Source organism: Jeotgalibacillus proteolyticus (assembly GCF_002926065.1).
Lineage (GTDB): Bacteria > Bacillota > Bacilli > Bacillales > Jeotgalibacillaceae > Jeotgalibacillus > Jeotgalibacillus proteolyticus.
The window spans coordinates 111,923-134,913 of record NZ_PREZ01000008.1 but is presented as its reverse complement, the minus strand read 5'-3'; the positions used below and the strand labels follow the sequence as shown (position 1 = coordinate 134,913).

Genomic DNA, 22,991 nt, shown 5'->3' with positions numbered 1-22,991 from the left:
GTATAAATATTATTAAATGAATATTTAAATAGAAAAAAACAAGGTTGAGACACATTGGTGTCTCAACCTTGTACGTCCGGTTCACTGCGCTTCAGGGGGACGCTTTCCGCTCCATTCACCTCACGTTTCTAGAATTATTTATGTGTCCCATACTCTTCATAGATCCTAGTTTCATTATTTAATTGTTATAGATGAACGTATCTTCTTTGCGGCTGACGTCATATTAGTTAAGGCCTCGACCACTTCTTTTTCGTTGCGGGTTTTTAATCCGCAGTCAGGGTTAATCCAGAAGAGGCGGGAGGGAAGAACGGCGAGTGCCCGTTCAATGATCGAGCTCATTTCTTCTTCGTCAGGCACTCTTGGACTATGAATATCATAGACTCCTAAACCAATTCCTTTATCATAAGTAGTTTCTTCAAAGGAAGATATTAGCTCGCCGTGGCTTCTTGACGTTTCAATGGAAATAACATCAGCATCTAAATCACTAATCGCCTGGATAATATCCTCAAAGTCTGAATAACACATATGAGTATGGATCTGTGTTGTGTCAGCGACATCTGATGTAGACAGGCGAAATGCTTCAACGGCCCAGTTTAAATAATGCTGATGCTTGTCCTGCTTTAAAGGAAGGCCTTCTCTCAGTGCTGGCTCATCCACCTGGATCATTTCGATTCCTGCATGCTCAAGGCTTTTGACCTCATTAAGGAGAGCTTCAGCAATTTGAAAGGCTACTTCTTTTTCAGGAAGATCATTTCGAACAAATGACCAATTTAATATGGTAACAGGTCCTGTAAGCATTCCTTTTACAGGCTTGCCCGTAAGAGACTGTGCGTATAAGGTTTCTTTTACCGTCATCGGCTCGCTAAAAGAAACGTTCCCATAAATAATTGGCGGCTTAACGCAGCGCGAGCCGTAGGATTGAACCCAGCCATTTTTTGAAAAAGCAAAGCCTTCAAGCTTCTCGCCGAAAAATTCGACCATATCATTCCGTTCAAATTCCCCATGAACCAAAACATCAAGTCCAATATTCTCCTGAATTTCAATCCATTTTTTTATTTCTTCTCTAATCAATGTTTCATATGTTGAATGAGGCAATTCGCCCTTACGCCAATCTGCACGGATTTTTCGGATTTCCTTCGTTTGAGGAAAGCTTCCGATCGTGGTTGTTGGAAGAACAGGCAGCTTCCATTTTTCATGCTGGAGTGGGAAGCGGTCTGCAAATACCTTATTCCTTTTTGAAGGAAGCTCGTTCATTTCTTTTCGTTCCCGCAGGTTGGACGCTTTTAACTTATTTATGGCCTCATCTTGCGTTTGAAGAAGGAAGCTGCTATCTTCACCGGGATGATTCATCGCCTTTGTTAACAAAGTCAATTCATCGAGTTTTTCGTGACAGAAGGCAAGCGCTGCTTTTACTTCAGGATGTATGGCGGTCTCATTTTCGGCTGTAATAGGCACATGCAGAAGGCTGCAGGATGGCTGAAGCACCAGCTGATCAACGGAAACATATTCAGTTAGCTCATGTAGAAGGGATACACTGTCCTCCATTCTCGTTTTCCATATGTTTCTTCCATCGAGTATGCCCGCTGCGAGCAGCTTATCTGAAGGGAATCCGTGCTTCTTAATGGAAGCAAGATTTTCTTCACGGCCTCTGACAAAATCAAGCCCAATTCCTTTAACCGGCAGTGAGATAAGCTCTTTATAATGAGTGACTGCTTCAAAATACGTTTGCAGGATGATTTCCAAGGAAGGCACGTGCTGGCAAATTTCGTTATAAACTCGAGAGAATACGTCCATTTCATCATCGCTCAAATCTGTAACTAATACTGGTTCATCTATTTGAACAATAGAGACACCTGCATCTTTGAGCTCCTGAAGCAATTGGACATAAACCGGAATAAAGGTTTGCAGTATTTCTTCAAAATGGCTTTTATCATACCCCTTTGCCAATTTCAAAAAAGAGAAGGGGCCAAGAATAACCGGTTTCCCATGGATGTTAAGTTCTTTTTTAGCTTCAAGAAATGCTTCAAGCGGTTTATTTTGAACCAGCTCGGGCTTTTTATCTTCAATTTCAGGAACGATAAAATGATAATTTGTATCAAACCATTTGGTCATTTCGCAGGCATGTGCAGCGGCTGAGCCTCTCGCCATGGAAAAGTAAGTGGATAGAGATACTTTTCCACCTGCATGGTTAAATCTGTTCGGAACAAGTCCAAACATCACAGCGGTATCCAGCACATGATCATAATAAGAAAAATCACCGACAGGAATAAAATCAATCCCTTTTTCCTGCTGATTTTTTAGATAAGAGAGTCTTAGCTTTTTCATCTCGATCGAGAAGCTTTCCTCTGAAATCGATGATGACCAAAATGCCTCCAATGTTTTTTTCCATTCTCTATTTTCCCCGATTCTTGGATATCCGATATTGCTGCTTTTAACTGATGTCATAATAGGTAACCTCCAAAAATTAAGTTTTTAAAACAAAAAAAGGACATTGCTGCCATCGCAAAGAGGCAACAATATCCATAGAAGTTCTGCTGATAAAGTTAACACCTCCCTATCTCCCGTAGGTACATCACAGTGTTGTCGAAACAGGCAGGTCTCCTGACTTTAGAGTTAAGCATCATTACGGCCTTCCCGGCATTAGCCAGTGGCGTATTCGTAATGACTCCTCTATTACAGTGGCGGGACCGCTCCGGATTTGCACCGGATTCCCTTTTAAATTTTGAAAAAACAAATTTTCAAAATACCTTTTTCCACATATGAAATTGTTTTTTACTTTATCTCTGTCTGTTTGAATTGTCAATCTTTTATTTTGAATCAAGAGCAAGTGAGTAAGTTCCATACATATAAAAGAAAAATCTGGTTAATTTAAGATCAAATGAATAAGGAGGGACTAACATGAAAAAAATGATGATTGGAGTCCAGCTGGTTATTGCTGTTTTCTTAATCGCTGCATGTAATGTGAACCAGGCAGATGAAGCAGTTGAACAAAACGACAATCCTGAAGTCGCAAACCTTGTAAACAGAGAGGATGGTCATACACAGGACAACAATGATGCCCGCTTAAATGTGGAGGAAGAAGTAGCAGACCGCATTGCAAATTTAGATGAAGTCGAGCACGCCTGGGTATTTGTTTCTGCTCACAATGCTTTTGTAGCGGTTAATTTAAAAGATACTGCTGCAAATGAAATCCCAAGTGAGGTTAAGGAGAAGGTGACAAAGGAAGTAGAGGAAGCTGATCTTGAGGGTGTAGAGCATGTGTATGTCTCATCAAATCCTGACTTTACTGACCGCATGGCTGAATACGGCAATCGGGTAAAAGAAGGAGAGCCTGTTGAAGGTCTTGCAAATGAATTCAATCAGGTAGTCGACCGGATTTTCCCGGATAAGACAACCTAAATGTTAGTGCTAAAGCAGGGGTAGTAAAAGTGTTTCTCTGAAGCAGATAAACGGAGGCTGGGACATAACAATAATTTTAAAAACGTGAGGTGAACGGAGCGTAAGGGGGTGACTCCTGCGGGAAGAAGCGGGAGCTTGAGATCCACTTGCGAAGCAAGTTAGCTCAAGCCCCGTCCCGCGGAAAGCATCCCCCTGAAGCGCAGTGAACCGGGTAAAAGAGGCTGAGACTCATTTATCCCAGCTTCGTTTAATTATAGGCTAGGATCTGATAAGTCATTATATTATGTTAACAATCATTAAAATCAAATAAAAATTATTCTAATCTGGCGTTTACCTTATTTTACTATGGGGAATAGTTCAGTGAAAGTAAAAAATAGGTGAAGGAGGATTATTCTTGGATAAGAAAAAGGATCACATGACAGGTACTTCTGTAGAAGGTGCAGGCAATTCCAGGGATGAACGGACGGGTACAGGCGAGTCAAAGGAAAGCTTAACCAATCGTCAGGGACACCCTGTTACAGACAATCAAAATGTTAGAACAGTTGGAAATAGAGGCCCTACCACGTTAGAGAACTACGATTTCTTAGAAAAAATTTCTCACTTCGACCGCGAAAGAATACCGGAACGAGTTGTTCACGCCAGAGGCGCAGGCGCTCACGGTTATTTTGAAACATATGGCAAAGCCGGTGATGAAGATGTTTCTACATACACGAGAGCCAAGGTTTTTCAGGGCGCAGGTAAACAAACACCTGTCTTTGTCCGTTTCTCAACTGTAGCAGGAGCAAAGGAATCTCCGGAAACGGCACGTGACCCGAGAGGATTTGCTGTTAAGTTTTATACAGAGGATGGAAACTGGGATCTTGTTGGTAACAACCTGAAGATTTTCTTTGTACGCGATCCAATTAAATTTCCAGACATGATCCATGCCTTTAAGCCGGATCCCGTAACGAATATACAAAATCCTGAAAGAATGTTTGATTTCATTTCCCAATCCCCGGAAGCGACCCATATGGTGACATTTCTTTTCTCCCCTTGGGGCATCCCGGCAAATTACCGGCAGATGCAGGGCTCCGGTGTTAATACCTATAAGTGGGTTAATGCGGAAGGAAAAGCGGTGCTTGTAAAATATCACTGGGAGCCGCTTAGCCAGGGTATCCGTAATTTGACACAGAAGGAAGCAGATGAAGTCCAATCGAAAAATACAAGCCATGCGACTCAGGATCTTTATGAAGCGATTGACCGGGGAGAATACCCTGAGTGGGAGCTTTGCGTTCAGATCATGAGCGATGATGAGCACCCTGAGCTTGATTTTGATCCGCTTGATGATACAAAGCTATGGCCAACTGATAAATTCCCATTCCTTCCTGTAGGAAAAATGGTGCTGAATAAAAATCCTGAAAACTTCTTTGCTGAGGTGGAGCAGGCGTCCTTTGGTACTGGAGTTCTTGTGGATGGACTTGATTTTTCTGACGACAAAATGCTTCAGGGAAGAACGTTCTCCTATTCTGATACCCAGCGCTATCGTGTTGGTGCAAACTATCTGCAGCTGCCGATTAATGCGCCGAAAAAACGCGTAGCAACAAATCAGCGGGATGGTCAAAGCACCTATTACGTAGATACACCGCCGGGTAAAAACCCACATGTTAACTATGAGCCGTCTGTATTGGATGGACTTAAAGAAGCGGAGCGTGAGGGCAAGGACCACCAGCCTCATTACAACGATAAACTAGTAAGAGAGCCGATTGACCGTCCAAATAACTTTGGCCAGGCAGGCGAGACCTACCGCAATTTTGAGGAGTGGGAAAGAGAAGAGCTTGTCAGCAACCTTGCTGATGCGCTCGCTGTCTGCCACACAACCATCCAGGAGACGATGATTGACCATTTCACGCAAGCTGATGAAGAATACGGCAGACGTGTAGCTGAGAAATTAGAGCAGGTCAAAGCTGAGATGAAAAATCAAAGCAACGAAGAGAGCCTTGGTACCATAAAAAGTGAAAAAGCTGTTTACAGCGCTCAAAGCAAAGGAAATAAAGCAGATCCATATTAAAAACGTAATCCCCTCTCAACGACAGGCTGAGAGGGGATTTTTTTAGGAATACGAGTCTTTTTCTTTTTGGAAGGCGGCAAGGGCTTCTTCTTTTTTGATTAAGGCTTCAAGACGAAGTCCCAGGAAATGATACGCCTGGTAAAAGACAAACACATCTTCTTTAGGGTCAGAATTTAATTTACCAGTATAGCTTAAGATGGGAAGAGAGAGGATAGCTGCACTTGTGGTCTCCAATTTATTCTTTAAACTATTTTTATCAGCAGAATCAAGTTCCTCATCTGCATCGAGACACAAAATCCAGTCTCCGCTTGCATGCAGCAGGCCATAATTACGAACAGCTGAAAAATCATCGATCCATTCTTAGGGCAAAACCTGTGCATTGAATTCCTCGCAAATATCAATCGTTCCATCTGTAGAACCGGTATCTACAATAATAATTTCATCTACAGCATCCTTTACACTTTTTAAGCATTTTCTTATCACTTGTTCTTCATCTTTTACAATCATACAAAGAGATAAAAATGGTTTATCACTCATTCACATATCCATGCTTTCGTTATAGTTTCCTTCAAAACAAACCGATCGATTTATTCCCCACCCATGGACGATCGAGACCACTATTTTCGATCACGATTTTAACCCTGCAGGAGTGCAATCATAGTAATGGAGAATAAGCTTAAACAAAGTTTCATAAAGCTTTTTATGCTTGGGGAGTAGAAAAGGATAACCATTAATAAGGCGGTCAAGCTGGTACAAGTGATCAATAAATGTATCTGATGAGCCCTTTTCATGACTTTTTTGATTTGGGACACAGAGTTCAATGTCAGGAAAAAGTATATCCCTTGAAAAGCTTTTTTCATGAAGAGCTGCCAGCAGGTTCATGGAAGCTAACAGGCTGCGTTCAAAATGAAGTCTTTTTTCTTCGTAATGATAAGGATATCCAAATAGTAAAGTAACAGTATGAGTAAGAAAACAGACATATGTTTTGGAAAAAGACAAAAGGCAGGTTTTATTTTTCTCCGCATCAAGGTGAACGGCCATTATCTCAGGACTCCTTTCTGCACAACCCCTCGCTTTGGTCTTTTTTAATGTAAGGTTTTTTTGCCACAATACATACAACCCTTACATTCCTTTTCTTTGCAAGGATGAGTGGATTCTTTGCAGGGGGTTTTTTTGCATTTTTTTCTATCATCATAGCAGCGATGAGGGAAGCAATCTGATTTCTTAGCAAGATCTGCTGCGTCCTCAAGCTTCATTTCAAGCAACAGCTGGGATCTGACAATTGTGCGCAGGGTTTTATTGATGCTTTCATTTATCAGTAAGAAGTCATCCAAATGTTTTGGGCATGTTTTTAAAAATAACTGAAGCTTCTCTCCTTCAGCATTTAATATATGGGAAAGTGCGATTTCCTCCATTGCAATGGAAGATAATAAAAGGTTGAGGGTCTCACAGCGGTCCAGGGAGATGACTGGTGTGATATTCGGAATATTAGGCAAGGACATATCATTCACCACTTTTCTTAATTTTTGAACAGGGTAACTTTCACTATAATATGTAAGCTGGGCAAATGTGTGAATGATTCTAAACGCACAACGAGGCTGAGACAAATGTGTGTCTCAACCTCGTTTACCCGGTTCACTGCGCTTCAGGAGGACGCTTTTCGCGGGGCGGGGCCCTGCGCTAACTTGCTAACGCAAGTGGATCTCAAGTTCCCGCTTCCTCTAAGCAGGAGTCGCCCCCTTCCGCTCCATTCACCTCACGTTTTTAAAATTAACGTTATGTCCCAGTCTTTTTGCGGAAATTTTTAGGGCAATAATTATTCGTTAATGTCTCCAACCTTTACAAGCGCTTTTCCAAGATTTTTACCTTTGAATAAATCAAGAAAAGCATCAATCGTATGATCAAAGCCCTCTGTAACAGTTTCTTCGTATTGAATTTTACCTTCACTTAACCATCCGGCAAGCTCTTTTGCTCCTTCACCAAACCGGGAAGAGTAGTTGCCGACAGTGAAGCCCTGCATAAGTGAGCTGGTTTTAATCAGATGCCCCTGCACACGCGGACCCTTATCCTCCGTTTCATTGTTATATGAAGATATAGCTCCGCATACTGGAATACGCGCGAAATTATTTAAAAGCGGGAGCACCGCATCGCCAATTTCACCGCCTACATTCTCAAAATAAACATCAACTCCATCAGGACACGCTTCTTTAAGAGCGTCTGGAACGTTTTGTGTTTTATAGTTAATAACTGCATCAAAGCCGAGCTGATCTTTCAGGTAGCTTGTTTTTTCATTTGAACCAGCAATCCCAACAACCCGCGCTCCTTTTATTTTAGCAATCTGCCCTACAACAGATCCGACGGCTCCGGCAGCGCCTGAAACGACTACAGTCTCGCCTTCTTTTGGTTTTCCGATATCAAGTAAGCCAAAATAAGCTGTTAATCCGGTCATCCCTAACACGCTCAAATAAGCAGAGGCAGGTGCCTGATTGTGATCAATTTTTCGGATCGTATCTTCCTTCGCAATCGAATACTCCTGCCATCCTAAAGAGCCAAGGACAACGTCTCCTTTGCTGAAACGATCGGATTTTGAATCCTCTATCTGGCCGATCACGCCGCTTGTAATAACCTCGTTTAATTGAAATGGCTCTACATAGGACTTTCCTTCGTTCATTCGTCCACGTAGATAGGGGTCAACGGAAATGTAAATGGTACGAATAAGCACCTCACCGTCAGACGGCTGGTCAATTTCTGCTTCCACCACTTTAAAATCATTGTGATCAGGTGTACCTTCAGGACGGTTAATTAAAAGAATTTTCTTTTGCATAAGTTAATCTCCTCCATTTTCTGTAAGGCATTTTTCTATGTACCCACTGTAACGCAGGAGGGGGATTAATTTAAACTAATCCGCCTCACGAAAAACGGTTCCCAGGCTAAAGTGCCCAAGAACCGCGTGTTATTACTTGTTCTTATTCAGCTTGAGCCTGTTCAGCTCCCGCTTTGAAATGGTATCACCATGAGCTGCAAGCTCCCTTGCAAACTCCTCACTTACATTTTCAGGCGCAATCTTCAATCCCTTTGGTGTTTGGGGCAAGGAATTTTTATTGGCTGAAGGCGTTTTATTATTGGACCTGCTCATAATGAAAACCTCCTTAAGAAAATGAAGTACAGTCCTAGTATGAAGCAATGCGGCTTAAATTATTGCAGGGGATTTCAGGCAGCCATTCTCCTGAATAAAAAAACCGGTTAATTGCCATAGTAAATTAAACAAGTAAAGGGAGAGATGAAATATGGAAAACAGGACTGATACAAGCTGGAAGGATGATGAGGTTATTCTTCAACTAAGCAACTCCGTAAACAATGCCATAGAGGCAGCGGGGCTTGCTCAAACTAATCCTTCAGCACTTCATATCCAGGAAGCAAAGGACAAGCTTGGTCATGCTGAACGCGCCTGCGAAAACGCTTCTTCAGCAAGAGGAGACATTGGGCCGATCCGCGAACTGAAAGAACAGCTCATCCAGACAAAAGAAAACATGAATGGATTTTAATATAAAAAACAGGACATCCATAATAGAAAGGATGTCCTGCTTTTGATTGTTATCCACCTGCTGGTGCAGTCCCGGCTCCCGGAGCTGCTGCAGTGCCGCGCTGACCGAGCTGCTGATCCAATACCAGAATAGCTGCTGCGTTACTTCCTGCAATACTCAAGCGGTCCACGATCGTCTGTGATTGTGCTTCTTCATCAATTTGCTCCCGCAGAAATTCCTGGAGAACGACGGCTGTTTGAGGGTCTGTCTGAGCAGCAAATTGATGTGCCAGGCGGCCATTCCCGTATAATTCAGGTTGGCTAAATAAGCAGACATGGCTAAATAAAGCGCAGAGGAATTATTTTCTATTTGAATCAGATCATTTAATACATTTTCTACTTGCTGATCGAGCATAACCTTCCTCCTTTTCTCATCATTTTACTTTTATGAAGCAGGTTGAAGATTTATGTTAGGGAAATTAAGTAAAGAGGTGAGTGAGAATGAAGGAGGGAAGAGGATCGTCATACACATTGTCTAAAGAAGAGCGTGACATGATTGCGAAATGGAAATCACATAACCAGATAAAGCATAAGCCGGAGCTGAACGAAAAGGAAAAAGAATTGGTTAAGGAAATTAACAAAAAAACCAGTATGTTAAACCAGACCAACGTGACAAGAACACAGGCTTATTTTGATTTTTATCAAAGACACCCTGAGATTCATTGGGCGCTCCTTGCTCATTTGGTATCAAGAAACGGAGGGTGGAGTATGACGGATTTAAAGGGGAATCTGCTGGAGTTTGTTTTCTCCGAGCAGCAAAAAGAAGATTTTTTTGCCTTTTTAGAAAAGGCAAATGCGTTTATCTTTCATGATGCCTTTCCGCAGCTGCTGCTTTATGAGAAAAGCAAAAATGACCGGCAAAATTACTTTAAACTGCTCCCTTTCTTTGGTGTATCTTCTTTTATGGAGCCTATCTGGCACTCATTTCTAAACTCACCTAGCTCAAAGCTTCTAACCGTTGCCCTCATTATTAATGAGCAGCATTATATCGAACAGCGTTTAATCTCTAACAGCCATTTTCAGAAGAAGGTTTACGAATCGAGGCTTTTTCGGATTCAGGAATTTTTTCATTTTAATTATATTGTGTTTCCTCACCGTAATTTCGGACAGACTCAGCTGATCGGACGAAACGTAAGTCATTTTGCTCCTTTAGAAAAAAGAATTAGTCTTGGAAAACGGCTTTATGCCATGCTTTTCTCCTCTCCTTCCCTTACTGAAGAAATCACGGAATTTTGTGCTTCCACGGTTCATTCAGGATCACGCGCTGATTATTGGCCGGATTGTTTTTCAAAGAAGACCGGAAAAATGATCTACAGTCCTGTTCTTGAAAATGCCTGGGGAAAATATGCTTCAAACTTTTGGAATCAGGAATGGTATCAAAATAATTCTGTTTTTGATTTTTTTAATGAATTCACGATACCTAAGATATTGGATATTTCCAAACGATATAACTATACACTTCATTTTCTGCGGTTCGTCTCCGCACTTTTAAAGTTAAAAAATAAAATAACCAAGAGCGGTCATACTAGAAAGAAGCTTAAAAAAGGAGGGAAGATTATGGGACAGAACCATCAATTTAAACCAGGACAAAAAGCCCCGAACAATGGGTACTATGTAGAAATTGGGGAAACGGGCAGCACTGTTAATGATCCAAATCAAATTAAGCTCAAAGCTGGAGAGGAATTTCCGGAGACGAAAAATAAAGACCGAGTCTGGATGCCTAAGCGAAAGCCATAATAAATAATCATCACTTTGAAAAAGCAGAGGTTCATGAAAATGAGCTTCTGCTTTTTCTTTTACATAAGTCAAAAGGTCATATTATCTGAAAATTATGTGTTTAATTACCTATTTTAATAATATGTATAAAACAGGTAATTAATCTCAAGGAAATAATAAGCTTTCAATTGAATTTTACTAATGATTGAAACTTTTTACAGGCGCAGGAGAAAGAGGGTGAAAATAAGCATCGCGCATAACTTAAAAAAGGGGCTGAAGTTATAAATGAAAGGTATATTTAAATCAATTCTAGTATTTCTTACCGTTTTACTAGCATTCTCTTCTTTTTCTTTTGGAGCGGGGGCAAACTCCAGTTCAAACGAAAAGGATGCCAACACACTAGCAGAGCTTTACGGGGACTTTAATTTTCAATCCTCCAACACAGAAACTGTTATCGTGGAATTAACCGAACCATCGATTCTTGAAGCAAAAAACACAGGAAAGAGCCAAACAAAGGCTAATCTTAAAAATAAACGCGATAAAGTAAAGGCAGAGGTAACAAAAAAACTATCAAATGCGAAAGTGAACAGAGAATATGAACATGTGTTTTCAGGATTCTCTATTAATCTGCCGGAAAATGAAATTCCTGCTTTACTGGCAGTAGAGGGAGTAAAGGCTGTTTATCCTGATGTTACATATACAACGACTGATGTTGGGGAAGGGATGAGTATTACTGAGGAAGATTTCAGTCCTGAAATGTTTGACAGCGCACCTTTTATCGGTTCTCAGGAGGCATGGGACCTGGGCTACACTGGTGAAGGAGTGACAGTTGCTGTCATCGATACAGGAGTTGATTACACACATCCGGATCTGCAGCATGCTTTTGGAGAATACAAAGGCTATGATTTCGTCGATAACGACAATGACCCTCAGGAAACGCCAGCTGGTGATCCTCGTGGCGCTTCAACCGTTCACGGCACACATGTGGCTGGTACAGTCGCAGCCAATGGCGGCATTAAAGGGGTAGCCCCGGATGCTGAGCTTCTTGCGTACCGAGTACTCGGACCTGGCGGAAGCGGTACAACACAAAACGTTATCGCAGGGATTGAAAAGGCTGTTCTTGACGGCGCCGACATTATGAATCTATCTCTTGGAAACTCATTAAACAATCCTGATTTTGCTACATCAATCGCTCTTGACTGGGCAATGGCAGAAGGCGTTGTAGCGGTAACCTCAAACGGCAACAGCGGACCGAATAACTGGACGGTAGGTTCTCCGGGAACGTCCCGCGAAGCGATCTCGGTTGGTGCTACACAGCTCCCGTACAACGTATTCAGCGCTGATATTTTCACATCTGAAGGTGTAAGCTATCCTTCAGCTAAAGTACAGGGCTTTCCAACAGAAGAGGAGCTTCTTGCCCTTAATAATGGAGAATACGAATTTGTACATGTAGGAATTGGAGCACCGGAAGACTTTGCCGGTAAAGATCTTACAGGTAAAATTGCCTTGATTGCACGAGGAGTTCTTCCTTTTGTTGATAAAGCAGAAAATGCAAAAGCTGCAGGAGCAGTAGGGGCAGTGATCTACAATAACATTGAAGGTGAGCATGCTGATGTACCGGGTCTTGCTGTGCCAACGATCAAAACTACCCTTGCTGACGGTCAGAAATTATTGGCGGAGCTTGCAGCAGGCAATAACAAAATTTCCTTTAACATTGAGTTTGATCAGGCTGTAGGGGAAACAATGGCCGGCTTCTCATCCAGAGGACCTGTTGTCGATACATGGATGATTAAACCTGATGTATCTGCACCTGGTGTTAACATTACAAGCACTGTACCAACTCATGTTGCAGCAAATCCGCATGGCTATGCAGCATTGCAGGGAACAAGTATGGCGTCCCCTCACGTAGCGGGAGCAGCAGCAATTATTTTGCAGGCGAATCCTGATTGGGGCGTGGAGGATGTAAAAGCATCTCTAATGAATACAGCTGAGGATTTAATTGATCCTGCAACCGGAAAATCATATCCTCACAATACGCAGGGAGCTGGAAGCATCCGCGTAGTCGATGCACTTCAGACGACAACACTTGTAACAGATGCCAGTCACTCATTTGGTATTTTCTCTAAATCCAAAGGGAAACAGGTAGAAAAAAATCATTTCACGATTAAAAATCTATCTTCCAAACAGCAAACCTACTCATTTGATGTAGATTTTGGTGAGCACGGAAAAGCAATTAAAGTTAACAATAGTAAAAATCTTAAGGTAAAGGCTGGATCAAGCCAGAAAATCAATATGAATGTTCAGGTTGATGCAAGCAAGCTTGCACCAGGTTATTATGAAGGCTCAATCAACGTTTCAAATGGAACAGAAACGATCAATGTTCCTACGATTCTATTTGTACAGGAGCCTGATTATCCTCGTGTATCAAGCATGAGCGTGGCACAAAACGGCGAAGCCTTCACCATCAGTGCCTACTTCCCGGGCGGTGCTGAGACAGTAGATCTATTTGTTTACAGATCAGATGCAAACGGAGCACCTCTACAATATCTGGGGGACATCGGTATTGTTACGGATGTGGGATCAGGATTCCAGACATTCGCATGGGACGGAAAAATTAATGGTACGAAGCTGGCACCAGGCTATTACAATGTCTATGCCTATGCAACAAAGGCTGGTAAAACAGATCTTGCTGGCGTGAATTTCCGACTAAGATAAACCTAATACGATAGTAAAAGACCGGATAGAGGGCCAACCCTTTATCCGGTTTTTTTGTAGAAGCAATCCTGAACAGATAAAACGACCTTCATTCCGTAAAAATGCTTTTTTTCAGTCATTCCTTTATACATGGGGTATCTCATTCTCACCAAAACAACGTCATTGCCTTTAATCTCTTTACCATAGCCTGAGCATTTTGGTTTCTCTCCGAACACCATCATCACCTCCAGCGAAAATAGTTCTAACATTGATACGATTTAGTTTTAAAAAAAGGTTTCTTTAGATCGTTACCATTACTCATAAGGAGAAGGTTTTACTCTCCTGTAAAAAAAAATTTCGCAAAATAAAACTTTTTCCATACTCTCCAGTCTAATACATAGAACCCCTTTTGAAAGGAGGGCATGATGTGGAAGTCATCCAAAAGGTAAAGGCGGCAATTGCCGGTGATGATGAAGCATTTATATCATTAATTGATGAATTTAAAATTGACCTTTATAAAACCGCATATGCTTACTTAAAAAATGAACACGATTCACTTGAGGCTCTGCAGGAAGTAACCTATCGGGCGTATAAAGCAATTGGGAGTCTGAGAACGCCGGCTTATTTTAAAACCTGGCTTATCCGGATTATGATCAATTACTGCCAGGATACTCTTAAAAAAACGGCCCAGCATCATTTTAATGATGAAATGATAAGAACAATTGGCATGAAAGATAATTATGCCTTTATCGAAATACAAGAAGCACTGGAAAAGCTTGACGGAAAACAGCGGGAGCTCCTGCTTTTGAAATACTTCCATGATTTAAAGCTAAAAGATATAGCCATGATCATGGACCGGCCGGAGAGTACGATTAAAACCTGGCTGACCAAAGCGTTAAGCAGGCTTAAAGCAATCATGGAAGAGGAAGGAGGAAAGCAGCGTGTTTCAAAATGAAGAGCGGCGCTTAATAAACTATAAATCTTCAATTGATGAAATAGAGATTCCAGCAGATTTGTTGAATACGTCTATACAGGAAGGATTTCAGAAAGCCAAAAGAGAAAAACAAAAACAAATGACAAAGAAAAAACGCTGGATTTGGACTGCTTTCACCGCAGCGATCCTGCTCATCACACTTGTCACTTCCATCAGAGTATCCCCGGTTTTTGCAAGCCAGGTCGCCTCAATCCCTGGGATGGGAAAAATTGTGGAGTTAATTAATCACGATAAAGGGCTGATGTCTGCGGTGGAAAATGAATATATGCAGGCAATTGGCGTATCCGAAACACAAAATGGCATCACGCTTTCAATTGATTCCGCTATCTATGATCAGCAGGGGATGGTCCTCTTTTACACGGTCAAAGCAGATGAAACTCAATCTAATCTAATGGCAGGGGATGTCAGTTTAACAGATGGGGAAGGGAACGAGCTGCCGATTGATTTTTCAATGAGCGGATCTCCTGGTTACGAGGATATAAAGGAAATTACTGTCTCAGCTGAATATTTGTTTTCTGAACCACTTTATGAAACGGAGTTTATTTTTAACGCAGATATAGAAAGCTCAGCTTCATCAGAAAGCTTCTCTATTCCTTTTAACATGGAAGTACTGGAACAAATGAGCCGGGTATATGAAATAAATGAAACAATAGAAGTGGAAGGACAAAAGCTGTTTGTTGAAAATATAACCATTCATCCAATAAGAACGGCAGTGAAAATAAAAGCCGATCCTGAAAATACAAAAAAGATCTTTCATTTTGATTCCATTCAGTTAGTGGATGAAAAAGGGGGAACATGGTCCAAAACCTCGGACGGGATCCAATCTTCAGGAGATAACGAAAACGGCTGGGAGGTTTATCTGGAAAGTAACTATTTTGAGCAGTTTGAAGAACTATACCTGGAAATAGGGGAAATACAGGCAGTTGATAAGGATCACCCATACGTAGTCATTGATACTGAAAATATGGAAATAGTAAGTCAGCCTAAAGAAAACTTTTTTCTCCCAGCTGAAATTGAGGACGGCTACTTTTTTATTAAGTTAAAAGGTGTAGAGGATTTTAGATATTTTCTTTTTGGAGAGGTACGGGATGCAGATGGAAAGGAATTTAATACTAACGGTTCATCTCTACGTTCCTCCGGTCTTGATGCCAGATACGGATTCGAATTGCCTACAGAAAGCTATACCGATCCATTAACAGTCCAATTAACTAACTATCCTTCAAGGATTAAGGGGGATGTCCGAATTAAAATTAACATAAATTCTTTAATGAACTAAATGAATTAACCATAAACTGATTGAAGCGTCTTCCTTAAAACAAAAATCAACCAAGTTATAAAGTCATTTTTCCATAATCTTTAACCTTTGATAATTCCAAACTTTTGGGTTTTACATCTTAAGTAATAGGGTAAAACAAACAGCTAGAGCTAGTAATTTATGTCCATTGGAGGCTGAAGTTTAAATGATCGCGACAAGTTCAACTCTTTTAACAAAGGAAGATATGGAACAAAAAGATAATTTGCCTTCATGGCTGATTGAAGAATATAAAACATTTGAAGAAACAGTAACGGATGCAACGTTTCCCTGCTATTTTGGCATGAAAGGCCAGAAAAAAGGGGAGCTGCGTTACGCTTATATCTCTCAGGATGACTGGTCAAATCTGCCAGTTGCACTTGAGGAGTTCCTTGATTTGTTCAATGAAGCAACAAAAATTAAGCATGGTTTTTTCCTATTTGTTGAGCCGTTTGAACAGGAGGGGACACTAAAGGATTATGAAAAGCAGTTTTGGGACATTCTGCAGTATCTTCATGAACAGGACAAGAAAGAATGGCCTGCAGATCATCCAAAGGATCCTGAACACTTTTTATGGGACTTTCATTTTAACGGTGACCCGATTTTTGTATTCGGCAACGCGCCTGCCTACAAGCAGCGTAAAACAAGAAATCTTGGCAACAGTTTAATTCTTGGCTTTCAGCCCCGCTCCATTTTCCAAGGGCTTGAAGGAACAGAAAAAGGCGGGATTATGTCAAGAGAGAAGGTACGTGAGCGGGTGGAAAAATGGGATCAGCTGCCCAAACATCCCGACATCAGCCATTACGGTGACCCCGAGCACAATGAATGGAAACAATTTTTTATCGGTGATGATATTGAGCCGATTAAAGGGAAATGTCCTTTTATGCATAAGGATAATAAATAAAGGAAAAAGCCGCCGACTGGAGAATCAGTCAGCGGCTTTTTGTTATTAAAGGTCTTCAGGCATGTTCGCACGGCAAAATGCCTCAATTTGAGCGAACTCATCATCTTCCAGCTCAAAATCCATTGGCTGTGAAGTTGCTTTATCCATTAAATCGTATTTTACAATGCTTTCATTTCCATCTTCAATTCTAAAAATCACTCTGATGGCTACACCCGTTTCCGTATAGAGCTCATCATCCTCAGGAACATCAATTTCAAGCGTGTATTCATAACGATCTCCCGTTAAAATTCCAAAAGGATCATTAATCTTTTCAACCGTATATTCAGTAATTGTAATCATTATCTCACCCTTTCTCTAATCTGCTATTCACAGTATACAGAAAAAATAGGTGCTTGTATTCATTCAAGGTACAAATTGCTCTTTTAAAACTCTCTACTAAGCAATTAAGGATAACGAATTCCTAAATCCCTTTGTTCTTTATGCTTAAAATCTAAATATTCTTGTCCGAAGTTGGGGTTTCTATTATCAAACCTGTTCATAAGTTCACCCCATTTTTTAATTTCATAATTAAATATGCCGTTTTTGACGGCAGGATCATGTTCAGCGAAACAAATGATTTCCTCTTCATTTTCCACGTCAATAACAATAGCTCCGCCTGATAAATCTCCAAAAGGTCCAGCCATAAGTACTTTGCCTTGGTTATAATGGTCTTGGACATATACGGCATGCTCCGGCATATAAGGCTGGTTATGAAATAAAACATCCTGTACCCACTTAACCCCTGGAGTCAATAACACTAGAAATCTCAAAATGATCATCTCCTATGTGAGAATTTTGTGAAATTATTCACAAATTAATAATAAATTAAGCAATCACTAAATACAATGCACTGTTTCAATGAGATATGTTGATTTACGCCGCTGGGGAACGCTTTCTGAATGCGGGGCTTAGCTAATTAACCTTCGTTAATGGATCTAATCCTCCCAGCTGCATCCCTTCAGAGTCGTCTCCTTAAGTTGCAATCAATTTCTGAGTGATTTTTATTGGTATGAGCCTTTTATGAATAAGGTAAGTCTACAGTTACAGAACGCCCCTGGGAAAGCCGCCACCTGCAGCGGAAATCTGCCCTAATTAAGAGACATTTACCCCAAACTCTTTAATTCTTTGGTAAGGATCTTGATCGCTTCTGTCACTTGCTGAACATTTTCCCTGTCATTCATTTCATTTCGGGCATGAAGTAATACAGGCCTGACCGACTCAACCGAACGACCAAACTCATACATCCATTCATATCTCGGAACCATCCACGTATGAAAATGATGCGTTGTATCTTCCTTGTAAAAATAATAAACGTATTCAATACCCAAAGCGTTTCTTTGTGCTTTTCTTATTCTTGCTAAAATGTTGATGTAGTCTAACCGCTCAGAGTCGCTTAATTCATCAAAACATTTAATATGTCTCTTCGAAGCTAAGATAATTAACCCTCTAATAGGATACGCAACATCCTGATGGGCATGAAAGTGTTCTGTTTCAATCACCACACCGCCATCAGGTTCAATCAATCCACTAGCTATTCCACAGCTAAGACAATCAACTTCCACCGTTTCTCCATTTGATAACGTGATTTTCCGCAAACCCTTTTCCCCCAGACTAAAACAAGTATAATCATTTAATTCATTCCATCTGAAGTATAGGTTCGACATTTCCTGCCAGATTCCTTTTATTAACATGTCGTTTAATAGACAGCACAATTAACGTTCGAAGTATTTTATTCCTTCCCTGACCAAGCTGATTGAAGCGGAAGGTGGGGACTCCTGCGGGATAGAGCGGGAGCTTGAGATCCACTTGCGCTAGCAAGTTAGCTTAAGCCCCGCCCCGCGGAAAGCCTCCACCTGCAGCGGAAATCAGCCTCCATTAAGAAGCATTTACGTAAACCCTTTAACTCAACCCCAGCCCCTGAGAAATGATCCCAGCCCCAATCAATGCTATAATACCAACAGGAGGTGCTTCAAATGAGACTGCAAGACAAAAAAGTAATCGCCCTTGTAAGTGCTGATTTCGAGGACTTAGAACTATGGTATCCTGTCATGAGGCTTCGCGAAGAAGGAGCACTCGTTCACTTAGTAGGTGAAAAAAGAGGAGAAACATACATAGGTAAATACGGTGTACCTGCAGAAGCAGAATATTCCTTCACAGACATCGAGCCTTCAGATTATGATGGCATCCTCGTGCCGGGCGGATGGGCACCTGATAAACTAAGACGCTACCCGGAAGTATTGGCCATGGTAAGACATATGGACAAACATGAAAAAATCATCGGTCAGATCTGTCACGCAGGCTGGGTTTTGATCTCAGCTGGCATCCTTGAAGGACGCCAGGTAACCAGTACACCAGGAATTAAAGACGATATGGTCAATGCAGGAGCGGTCTGGCATGACGAAGCGGTCATTACAGACGGACATATTATTTCCAGCAGAAGACCGCCTGATCTGCCGCCATATGGCAAGGCACTTTCAGATGCACTCGCAAGCAAATAATTCACAAAGAAGCATGAGAACCCCTCATGCTTCTTTTTTTATGGGTTTTATCCGGTTATAATGGGGAATCTTAATAAATTGAATGGACTCAGCAGCGTCTCGCTTCTACTCATTTTACGAATATTATGATAAAGTTTTTACAACAGTATTTCGAGTATCAAAGAAAATATAGATGATTAGGGCAAATTTGCTGGGTCATTGGAAGGGCGGCGCTTTACATGAAACGAATTTTCCCGTTTTTAACACCTTATCGTATCGCGATTACCATTGCGCTGGCCCTGATGCTTATGGAGCTTGCCGTTGAGCTTGTCCAGCCTTTATTAATCGCCAAAATCATAGATGATGGAATTCTTCAGCAGGATCTTTCTGTCGTGATGCTGTGGGGAGGGGTGCTTATTGGCTGCTCCTTCGTAGCCTTTTTTGCCGGGGTGACAAACTCCTTTTACTCCTCACATGTCAGCCAGAGCTTCGGATTTGATATACGGAAATCACTCTATGACAAGGTTCAGGCTTTTTCTTTTACTAATTTTACAAAGTTTCCAACCTCATCACTTATCACAAGACTTACAAATGATGTGACTATGCTTCAAAACACTGTGTTTATGAGTCTTCGCATTATGATGAGGGCTCCGCTGCTTGTTATTGGGAGTGTCATTTTGGCCTTTATTGTTCACCCCGGACTTGCTCTTGTGCTGGTCATTTCTGTTCCTGTGCTATTATTTTTTCTAATCTTTATTATGAGCAAAGCAGGGAATTTATTTAAACAGGTCCAGGAACGAGTTGACCATGTTAACAATGTCATGCAGGAAAATCTGGTAGGTATCAGGCTGATAAAAGCGTTCTTGCGGGCACGTCATGAAATGAACCGCTTTAAGAAATCGAGCGAAGTGTTAATGGACAAAACAGTCAAAGCGCTTCGTCTGATTGAAGTTACGATGCCGATTATTTTGCTCTTAATGAACGCCAGTATTTTAGTCATCCTCTGGATGGGGAGTGTTGAGGTAGCAGCCAACCAGGCCAGTGTAGGTGATGTGGTGGCAATTGTAAACTACGCAACAAGAATGACAGGTGCACTCTCTATTGTAACGATGATTATTATGGTGTTTTCACGGGCTAAGGCCTCTGGCAGCAGGATAAGTGATGTTCTTGAGACAGATATTGATCTTGTGGACCGGGAAGCCAGTGAAAACTTTATGATTAACCACGGAGCTATTTCGTTTGATAACGTATCATTTCGTTATCCCGGCACCAATACAAATGTATTAAGAAATTTATCCTTTTCCATTAAAGCAGGGGAACGCGTATCCATATTAGGAGCGACCGGTTCAGGGAAGTCAACTTTATTTCAATTGATTCCAAGACTGTATGATGTGGATGAAGGGGAAATACGTATTGATCATCAGGATATCTCGTCATTTAAGCTTGAACATTTGCGCCAGCAGATTGGCTTTGTCCCTCAGGAAGCAATGCTTTTTACAGGCTCTGTGAGAGAGAATATTGCCTGGGGTGATCTAAACGCAAGCTTTGAGGAAATAAAAGCGGCGGCAGAGCGTGCGCAAATTCACGATACCATTATGAAGCTTCCGAAGAAGTACGATACACTTTTAGGGCAAAAAGGCGTCAATTTATCAGGGGGGCAAAAACAGAGACTTTCCATTGCCAGAGCACTTGTAAGAAAGCCGGCAATTTTACTTATGGATGACAGCACAAGCGCTCTTGATATGAAAACAGAAGCCAAGCTCCTTGAAGCGCTGAATGACCTGTCCTGTACGACCGTGATGATTACCCAGAAAATCAGTACAACAATGGCATCCGACCATATTCTGTTGCTGGACGAGGGGGAGCTGTTAGCACAAGGCTCTCACCAGGAGCTTTTAAAAACCTCTCCATTGTACTTAAAGATTGTAGAGTCTCAGATTGGGAAGGAGGCGCTGACCCTTGTTCAAAGAGGTAATTAAACCGTTTCAGTATAAAAGAAGATCCCTTGAGGAGATTGAGCAGTCAAATACAGGCAAACATGATAAGAAAAAGGCGCAGGATCCAGTCGGTACACTAAAGAAGATCTGGTTTTATCTCGCTATGAATAAGGTTAAGCTCTCTCTCGTTATTCTGATGGTTCTGATCAGCTCGGCAATGGCGTTACTTGGTCCATTTTTAGTGGGAATGGGGATTGATGATTTTATCGTTACGCAGGATACCGACGGGTTAATTCAATTGCTATGGATATTAGGAATTATTTATATTATCCATTCATTGTCCTCCTGGTTTCAGGCGGTATGGATGATCCGTATTGCTCAAAACACGGTATTCACTATGAGGACAAGATTGTTTAATCATCTGCAAAAGCTGCCTATTCCGTTTTTTGATAAAAGGCAGCATGGCGAGCTGATGAGCCGCGTCACAAATGATATGGAAAACGTAAGCTCCACCTTAAACAGCTCAGTTATCCAGATTGTTTCAAGCTTACTGACTTTAATCGGTACAGCATCCGTCATGCTTTATTTAAGTCCGCTGCTCACGTTAATTGCGATGCTTGTCATTCCTGCTATGTATTTTGGGTTGAAATGGATCACAAAAAGAACGGGAAGATTATTTAAAGAGCAGCAGCGGAATTTAGGTGAAATCAATGGCTATATCCAGGAAACACTGTCCGGTCAGCGGATCATCAAAACATTTTCCCAGGAAAAAAAGGTGATCGGGCAATTTGAGGAACGAAATAATCGCCTCCGACTGGCAGGGTTCTGGGCTCAAACATTTTCAGGCTTCATTCCAAAGCTTATGAACTTTTTAAATAACCTGAGTTTTGCCGTCATCGCGCTTGTTGGGGCTGTTCTTGTGTTAAATGGAAGCGAAACCGTTACGATCGGGGTCATTGTTATTTTCGTTGAGTATTCAAGACAATTTACCCGTCCTTTAAACGATTTGGCAAACCAGTTCAATACGCTTCTGTCAGCAATAGCGGGTGCAGAACGGGTATTTGATATCATGCAGGAGGAAGAAGAGGAGATAGATGAAGCGGAAGCAGTCGAAGTAGAAGATCTGGATGGTGAGGTTGAATTTTCTCGTGTATCCTTCGCGTATGAAAAGGATGAGGAGACGATCACAGATGTTTCTTTCACGGTTCTTCCCGGTCACACTGCTGCATTTGTCGGTCCCACCGGGGCTGGTAAAACGACCATGATTAATTTGCTTTCACGTTTTTATGATGTGACTGATGGCGTTATCAGGATGGATGGCAGGGACATTCAAACAATTAAACGGTCCAGCCTGCGAAGTCATATGGCATTTGTTCTTCAGGATTCCTTTTTATTTGAAGGAACTGTGAGAGAAAATATCCGCTACGGCAGCCTGACCGCGACAGATGAAGAAGTGGAAAAAGCAGCCGAGCTCGCTAATGCTGCATCGTTTATTCGGAAAATGCCTGATCAATTCGATACAGTCCTGCAGGCCGATGGGCAGGGGATCAGTCAAGGTCAGCGGCAGCTGTTGTCAATTGCCCGCGCGATATTAGCTGACCCAAAAATTCTTGTTCTTGATGAAGCCACGAGCAGCATCGATACCATAACAGAAATTAAAATTCAGGAAGCTCTTCAGCGCCTGATGGAAGGCCGGACAAGCTTTGTGATTGCCCATAGGCTGAATACGATTCAAAATGCAGATCAGATTTTTGTGCTGAATAATGGGCAGCTGATCGAAAGCGGAAATCATGAAGCGCTGATTAAGCAAAAAGGCTTCTATGCTGATCTTCATAACAGCCAGCTGAGAGAGAAGTTGGTTCTTTAATCTAAAAATCCATTTTTACAGACTAACCTGTAAAAATGGATTT

General features: G+C 41.6%; 21 protein-coding genes, 1 pseudogene and 1 riboswitch. Of the genes and pseudogenes, 11 read left to right on the top strand and 11 right to left on the bottom strand.

Annotated features, from left to right (window positions below; translation table 11 throughout):
- Positions 1-174 precede the first annotated feature (174 nt).
- On the bottom strand, positions 175-2,445 hold the full coding sequence (gene metE, locus C4B60_RS18645; protein WP_104059548.1) for a 5-methyltetrahydropteroyltriglutamate--homocysteine S-methyltransferase: 2,271 nt from the start codon (positions 2,443-2,445) through the stop codon (positions 175-177).
- Between the two features lie 129 nt (positions 2,446-2,574).
- Positions 2,575-2,766: riboswitch (cobalamin riboswitch) on the bottom strand.
- A gap of 132 nt (positions 2,767-2,898) precedes the next feature.
- Here metE and C4B60_RS18640 point away from each other — a divergent pair.
- Together C4B60_RS18640 and C4B60_RS18635 are read left to right on the top strand one after the other, a co-directional pair.
- Complete coding sequence (locus tag C4B60_RS18640; protein WP_104059547.1) at positions 2,899-3,399, top strand: YhcN/YlaJ family sporulation lipoprotein; 501 nt, start codon at positions 2,899-2,901, stop codon at positions 3,397-3,399.
- Between the two features lie 415 nt (positions 3,400-3,814).
- Entirely contained in the window at positions 3,815-5,446 is a 1,632-nt protein-coding gene (locus tag C4B60_RS18635; protein WP_104059621.1) for a catalase, read from the top strand.
- A 42-nt stretch (positions 5,447-5,488) separates the two neighbouring features.
- Here the strand turns inward: C4B60_RS18635 and C4B60_RS18630 are convergent.
- The 5 genes and pseudogenes from C4B60_RS18630 to C4B60_RS18610 form a co-directional block, all read right to left on the bottom strand.
- A pseudogene (locus C4B60_RS18630) lies at positions 5,489-5,953 on the bottom strand (glycosyltransferase family 2 protein).
- A gap of 120 nt (positions 5,954-6,073) precedes the next feature.
- Positions 6,074-6,487, bottom strand: coding sequence for a hypothetical protein (locus tag C4B60_RS18625; protein ID WP_104059546.1), 414 nt, complete (start codon positions 6,485-6,487; stop codon positions 6,074-6,076).
- A gap of 44 nt (positions 6,488-6,531) precedes the next feature.
- On the bottom strand, positions 6,532-6,948 hold the full coding sequence (locus tag C4B60_RS18620; RefSeq protein WP_104059545.1) for an alpha-helical endospore appendage domain-containing protein: 417 nt from the start codon (positions 6,946-6,948) through the stop codon (positions 6,532-6,534).
- 314 nt (positions 6,949-7,262) lie between these two features.
- Positions 7,263-8,270 carry an NADP-dependent oxidoreductase gene (locus C4B60_RS18615; protein ID WP_104059544.1) on the bottom strand — a complete coding sequence of 336 codons (1,008 nt, stop codon included), beginning with the start codon at positions 8,268-8,270 and terminating at the stop codon, positions 7,263-7,265.
- A 132-nt stretch (positions 8,271-8,402) separates the two neighbouring features.
- Complete coding sequence (locus C4B60_RS18610) at positions 8,403-8,582, bottom strand: YfhD family protein (protein WP_104059543.1); 180 nt, start codon at positions 8,580-8,582, stop codon at positions 8,403-8,405.
- 151 nt (positions 8,583-8,733) lie between these two features.
- On the opposite strand from C4B60_RS18610, the gene C4B60_RS18605 reads away from it, so the two are divergent.
- Positions 8,734-8,991 (top strand): hypothetical protein, encoded by a 258-nt coding sequence (locus C4B60_RS18605; protein WP_104059542.1) that lies wholly within the window; start codon positions 8,734-8,736, stop codon positions 8,989-8,991.
- A gap of 156 nt (positions 8,992-9,147) precedes the next feature.
- Here the strand turns inward: C4B60_RS18605 and C4B60_RS18600 are convergent, their stop codons facing one another.
- Positions 9,148-9,384, bottom strand: coding sequence for a hypothetical protein (locus tag C4B60_RS18600; RefSeq protein ID WP_342365051.1), 237 nt, complete (start codon positions 9,382-9,384; stop codon positions 9,148-9,150).
- A gap of 86 nt (positions 9,385-9,470) precedes the next feature.
- Between C4B60_RS18600 and C4B60_RS18595 the strand changes: the two genes are divergently transcribed.
- Positions 9,471-10,766 carry a YjzC family protein gene (locus tag C4B60_RS18595; protein ID WP_104059541.1) on the top strand — a complete coding sequence of 432 codons (1,296 nt, stop codon included), beginning with the start codon at positions 9,471-9,473 and terminating at the stop codon, positions 10,764-10,766.
- A gap of 264 nt (positions 10,767-11,030) precedes the next feature.
- Positions 11,031-13,460 (top strand): S8 family peptidase, encoded by a 2,430-nt coding sequence (locus tag C4B60_RS18590; RefSeq protein ID WP_104059540.1) that lies wholly within the window; start codon positions 11,031-11,033, stop codon positions 13,458-13,460.
- Between the two features lie 41 nt (positions 13,461-13,501).
- Here C4B60_RS18590 and C4B60_RS18585 read toward each other — a convergent pair whose 3' ends face one another.
- On the bottom strand, positions 13,502-13,708 hold the full coding sequence (locus C4B60_RS18585; protein WP_245154051.1) for a Fe3+ hydroxamate ABC transporter substrate-binding protein: 207 nt from the start codon (positions 13,706-13,708) through the stop codon (positions 13,502-13,504).
- A gap of 158 nt (positions 13,709-13,866) precedes the next feature.
- Between C4B60_RS18585 and C4B60_RS18580 the strand changes: the two genes are divergently transcribed.
- From C4B60_RS18580 to C4B60_RS18570, 3 genes are all read left to right on the top strand, one after another.
- The gene (locus tag C4B60_RS18580; protein WP_104059539.1) at positions 13,867-14,394 is read left to right on the top strand and encodes a sigma-70 family RNA polymerase sigma factor; all 528 of its coding nucleotides are present in this window, start codon (positions 13,867-13,869) and stop codon (positions 14,392-14,394) included.
- Positions 14,381-15,709, top strand: coding sequence for a DUF4179 domain-containing protein (locus C4B60_RS18575; protein WP_104059538.1), 1,329 nt, complete (start codon positions 14,381-14,383; stop codon positions 15,707-15,709). Before C4B60_RS18580 ends, C4B60_RS18575 begins: the two co-directional genes overlap by 14 nt.
- Positions 15,710-15,893: 184 nt before the next feature.
- Complete coding sequence (locus tag C4B60_RS18570; RefSeq protein WP_104059537.1) at positions 15,894-16,628, top strand: YqcI/YcgG family protein; 735 nt, start codon at positions 15,894-15,896, stop codon at positions 16,626-16,628.
- Positions 16,629-16,673: 45 nt separating this feature from the next.
- Here the strand turns inward: C4B60_RS18570 and C4B60_RS18565 are convergent, their stop codons facing one another.
- The 3 genes from C4B60_RS18565 to C4B60_RS18555 all read right to left on the bottom strand — a co-directional run bounded on the left by C4B60_RS18565 (position 16,674) and on the right by C4B60_RS18555 (position 18,262).
- Positions 16,674-16,967: a DUF6509 family protein gene (locus C4B60_RS18565; protein ID WP_104059536.1), complete on the bottom strand. Its 294-nt coding sequence runs from the start codon at positions 16,965-16,967 to the stop codon at positions 16,674-16,676.
- A gap of 104 nt (positions 16,968-17,071) precedes the next feature.
- Complete coding sequence (locus C4B60_RS18560) at positions 17,072-17,437, bottom strand: YciI family protein (protein ID WP_104059535.1); 366 nt, start codon at positions 17,435-17,437, stop codon at positions 17,072-17,074.
- A 333-nt stretch (positions 17,438-17,770) separates the two neighbouring features.
- Positions 17,771-18,262: an HIT family protein gene (locus C4B60_RS18555; RefSeq protein ID WP_104059534.1), complete on the bottom strand. Its 492-nt coding sequence runs from the start codon at positions 18,260-18,262 to the stop codon at positions 17,771-17,773.
- Between the two features lie 378 nt (positions 18,263-18,640).
- On the opposite strand from C4B60_RS18555, the gene C4B60_RS18545 reads away from it, so the two are divergent.
- The 3 genes from C4B60_RS18545 (at position 18,641) to C4B60_RS18535 (ending at position 22,948) form a co-directional block, all read left to right on the top strand.
- Complete coding sequence (locus C4B60_RS18545; protein WP_104059532.1) at positions 18,641-19,165, top strand: type 1 glutamine amidotransferase domain-containing protein; 525 nt, start codon at positions 18,641-18,643, stop codon at positions 19,163-19,165.
- A gap of 218 nt (positions 19,166-19,383) precedes the next feature.
- Entirely contained in the window at positions 19,384-21,123 is a 1,740-nt protein-coding gene (locus C4B60_RS18540) for an ABC transporter ATP-binding protein (RefSeq protein ID WP_104059531.1), read from the top strand.
- Positions 21,104-22,948: an ABC transporter ATP-binding protein gene (locus C4B60_RS18535; RefSeq protein ID WP_104059530.1), complete on the top strand. Its 1,845-nt coding sequence runs from the start codon at positions 21,104-21,106 to the stop codon at positions 22,946-22,948. Before C4B60_RS18540 ends, C4B60_RS18535 begins: the two co-directional genes overlap by 20 nt.
- Positions 22,949-22,991 lie beyond the last annotated feature (43 nt).

What these genes read in the sequence shown, in the direction of transcription:
- C4B60_RS18590 (WP_104059540.1), top strand. Translation starts at nt 11,031, where the DNA reads ATGAAAGGTATATTTAAATCAATTCTAGTATTTCTTACCGTTTTACTA.
- C4B60_RS18640 (WP_104059547.1), top strand. Translation starts at nt 2,899, where the DNA reads ATGAAAAAAATGATGATTGGAGTCCAGCTGGTTATTGCTGTTTTCTTA.
- C4B60_RS18570 (WP_104059537.1), top strand. Translation starts at nt 15,894, where the DNA reads ATGATCGCGACAAGTTCAACTCTTTTAACAAAGGAAGATATGGAACAA.
- C4B60_RS18540 (WP_104059531.1), top strand. Translation starts at nt 19,384, where the DNA reads ATGAAACGAATTTTCCCGTTTTTAACACCTTATCGTATCGCGATTACC.
- C4B60_RS18610 (WP_104059543.1), bottom strand. Translation starts at nt 8,582, where the DNA reads ATGAGCAGGTCCAATAATAAAACGCCTTCAGCCAATAAAAATTCCTTG.
- C4B60_RS18545 (WP_104059532.1), top strand. Translation starts at nt 18,641, where the DNA reads ATGAGACTGCAAGACAAAAAAGTAATCGCCCTTGTAAGTGCTGATTTC.
- C4B60_RS18605 (WP_104059542.1), top strand. Translation starts at nt 8,734, where the DNA reads ATGGAAAACAGGACTGATACAAGCTGGAAGGATGATGAGGTTATTCTT.
- C4B60_RS18600 (WP_342365051.1), bottom strand. Translation starts at nt 9,384, where the DNA reads ATGCTCGATCAGCAAGTAGAAAATGTATTAAATGATCTGATTCAAATA.
- C4B60_RS18585 (WP_245154051.1), bottom strand. Translation starts at nt 13,708, where the DNA reads ATGTTAGAACTATTTTCGCTGGAGGTGATGATGGTGTTCGGAGAGAAA.
- C4B60_RS18635 (WP_104059621.1), top strand. Translation starts at nt 3,815, where the DNA reads ATGACAGGTACTTCTGTAGAAGGTGCAGGCAATTCCAGGGATGAACGG.
- C4B60_RS18615 (WP_104059544.1), bottom strand. Translation starts at nt 8,270, where the DNA reads ATGCAAAAGAAAATTCTTTTAATTAACCGTCCTGAAGGTACACCTGAT.
- C4B60_RS18625 (WP_104059546.1), bottom strand. Translation starts at nt 6,487, where the DNA reads ATGGCCGTTCACCTTGATGCGGAGAAAAATAAAACCTGCCTTTTGTCT.
- C4B60_RS18620 (WP_104059545.1), bottom strand. Translation starts at nt 6,948, where the DNA reads ATGTCCTTGCCTAATATTCCGAATATCACACCAGTCATCTCCCTGGAC.
- C4B60_RS18595 (WP_104059541.1), top strand. Translation starts at nt 9,471, where the DNA reads ATGAAGGAGGGAAGAGGATCGTCATACACATTGTCTAAAGAAGAGCGT.
- C4B60_RS18565 (WP_104059536.1), bottom strand. Translation starts at nt 16,967, where the DNA reads ATGATTACAATTACTGAATATACGGTTGAAAAGATTAATGATCCTTTT.
- metE (WP_104059548.1), bottom strand. Translation starts at nt 2,445, where the DNA reads ATGACATCAGTTAAAAGCAGCAATATCGGATATCCAAGAATCGGGGAA.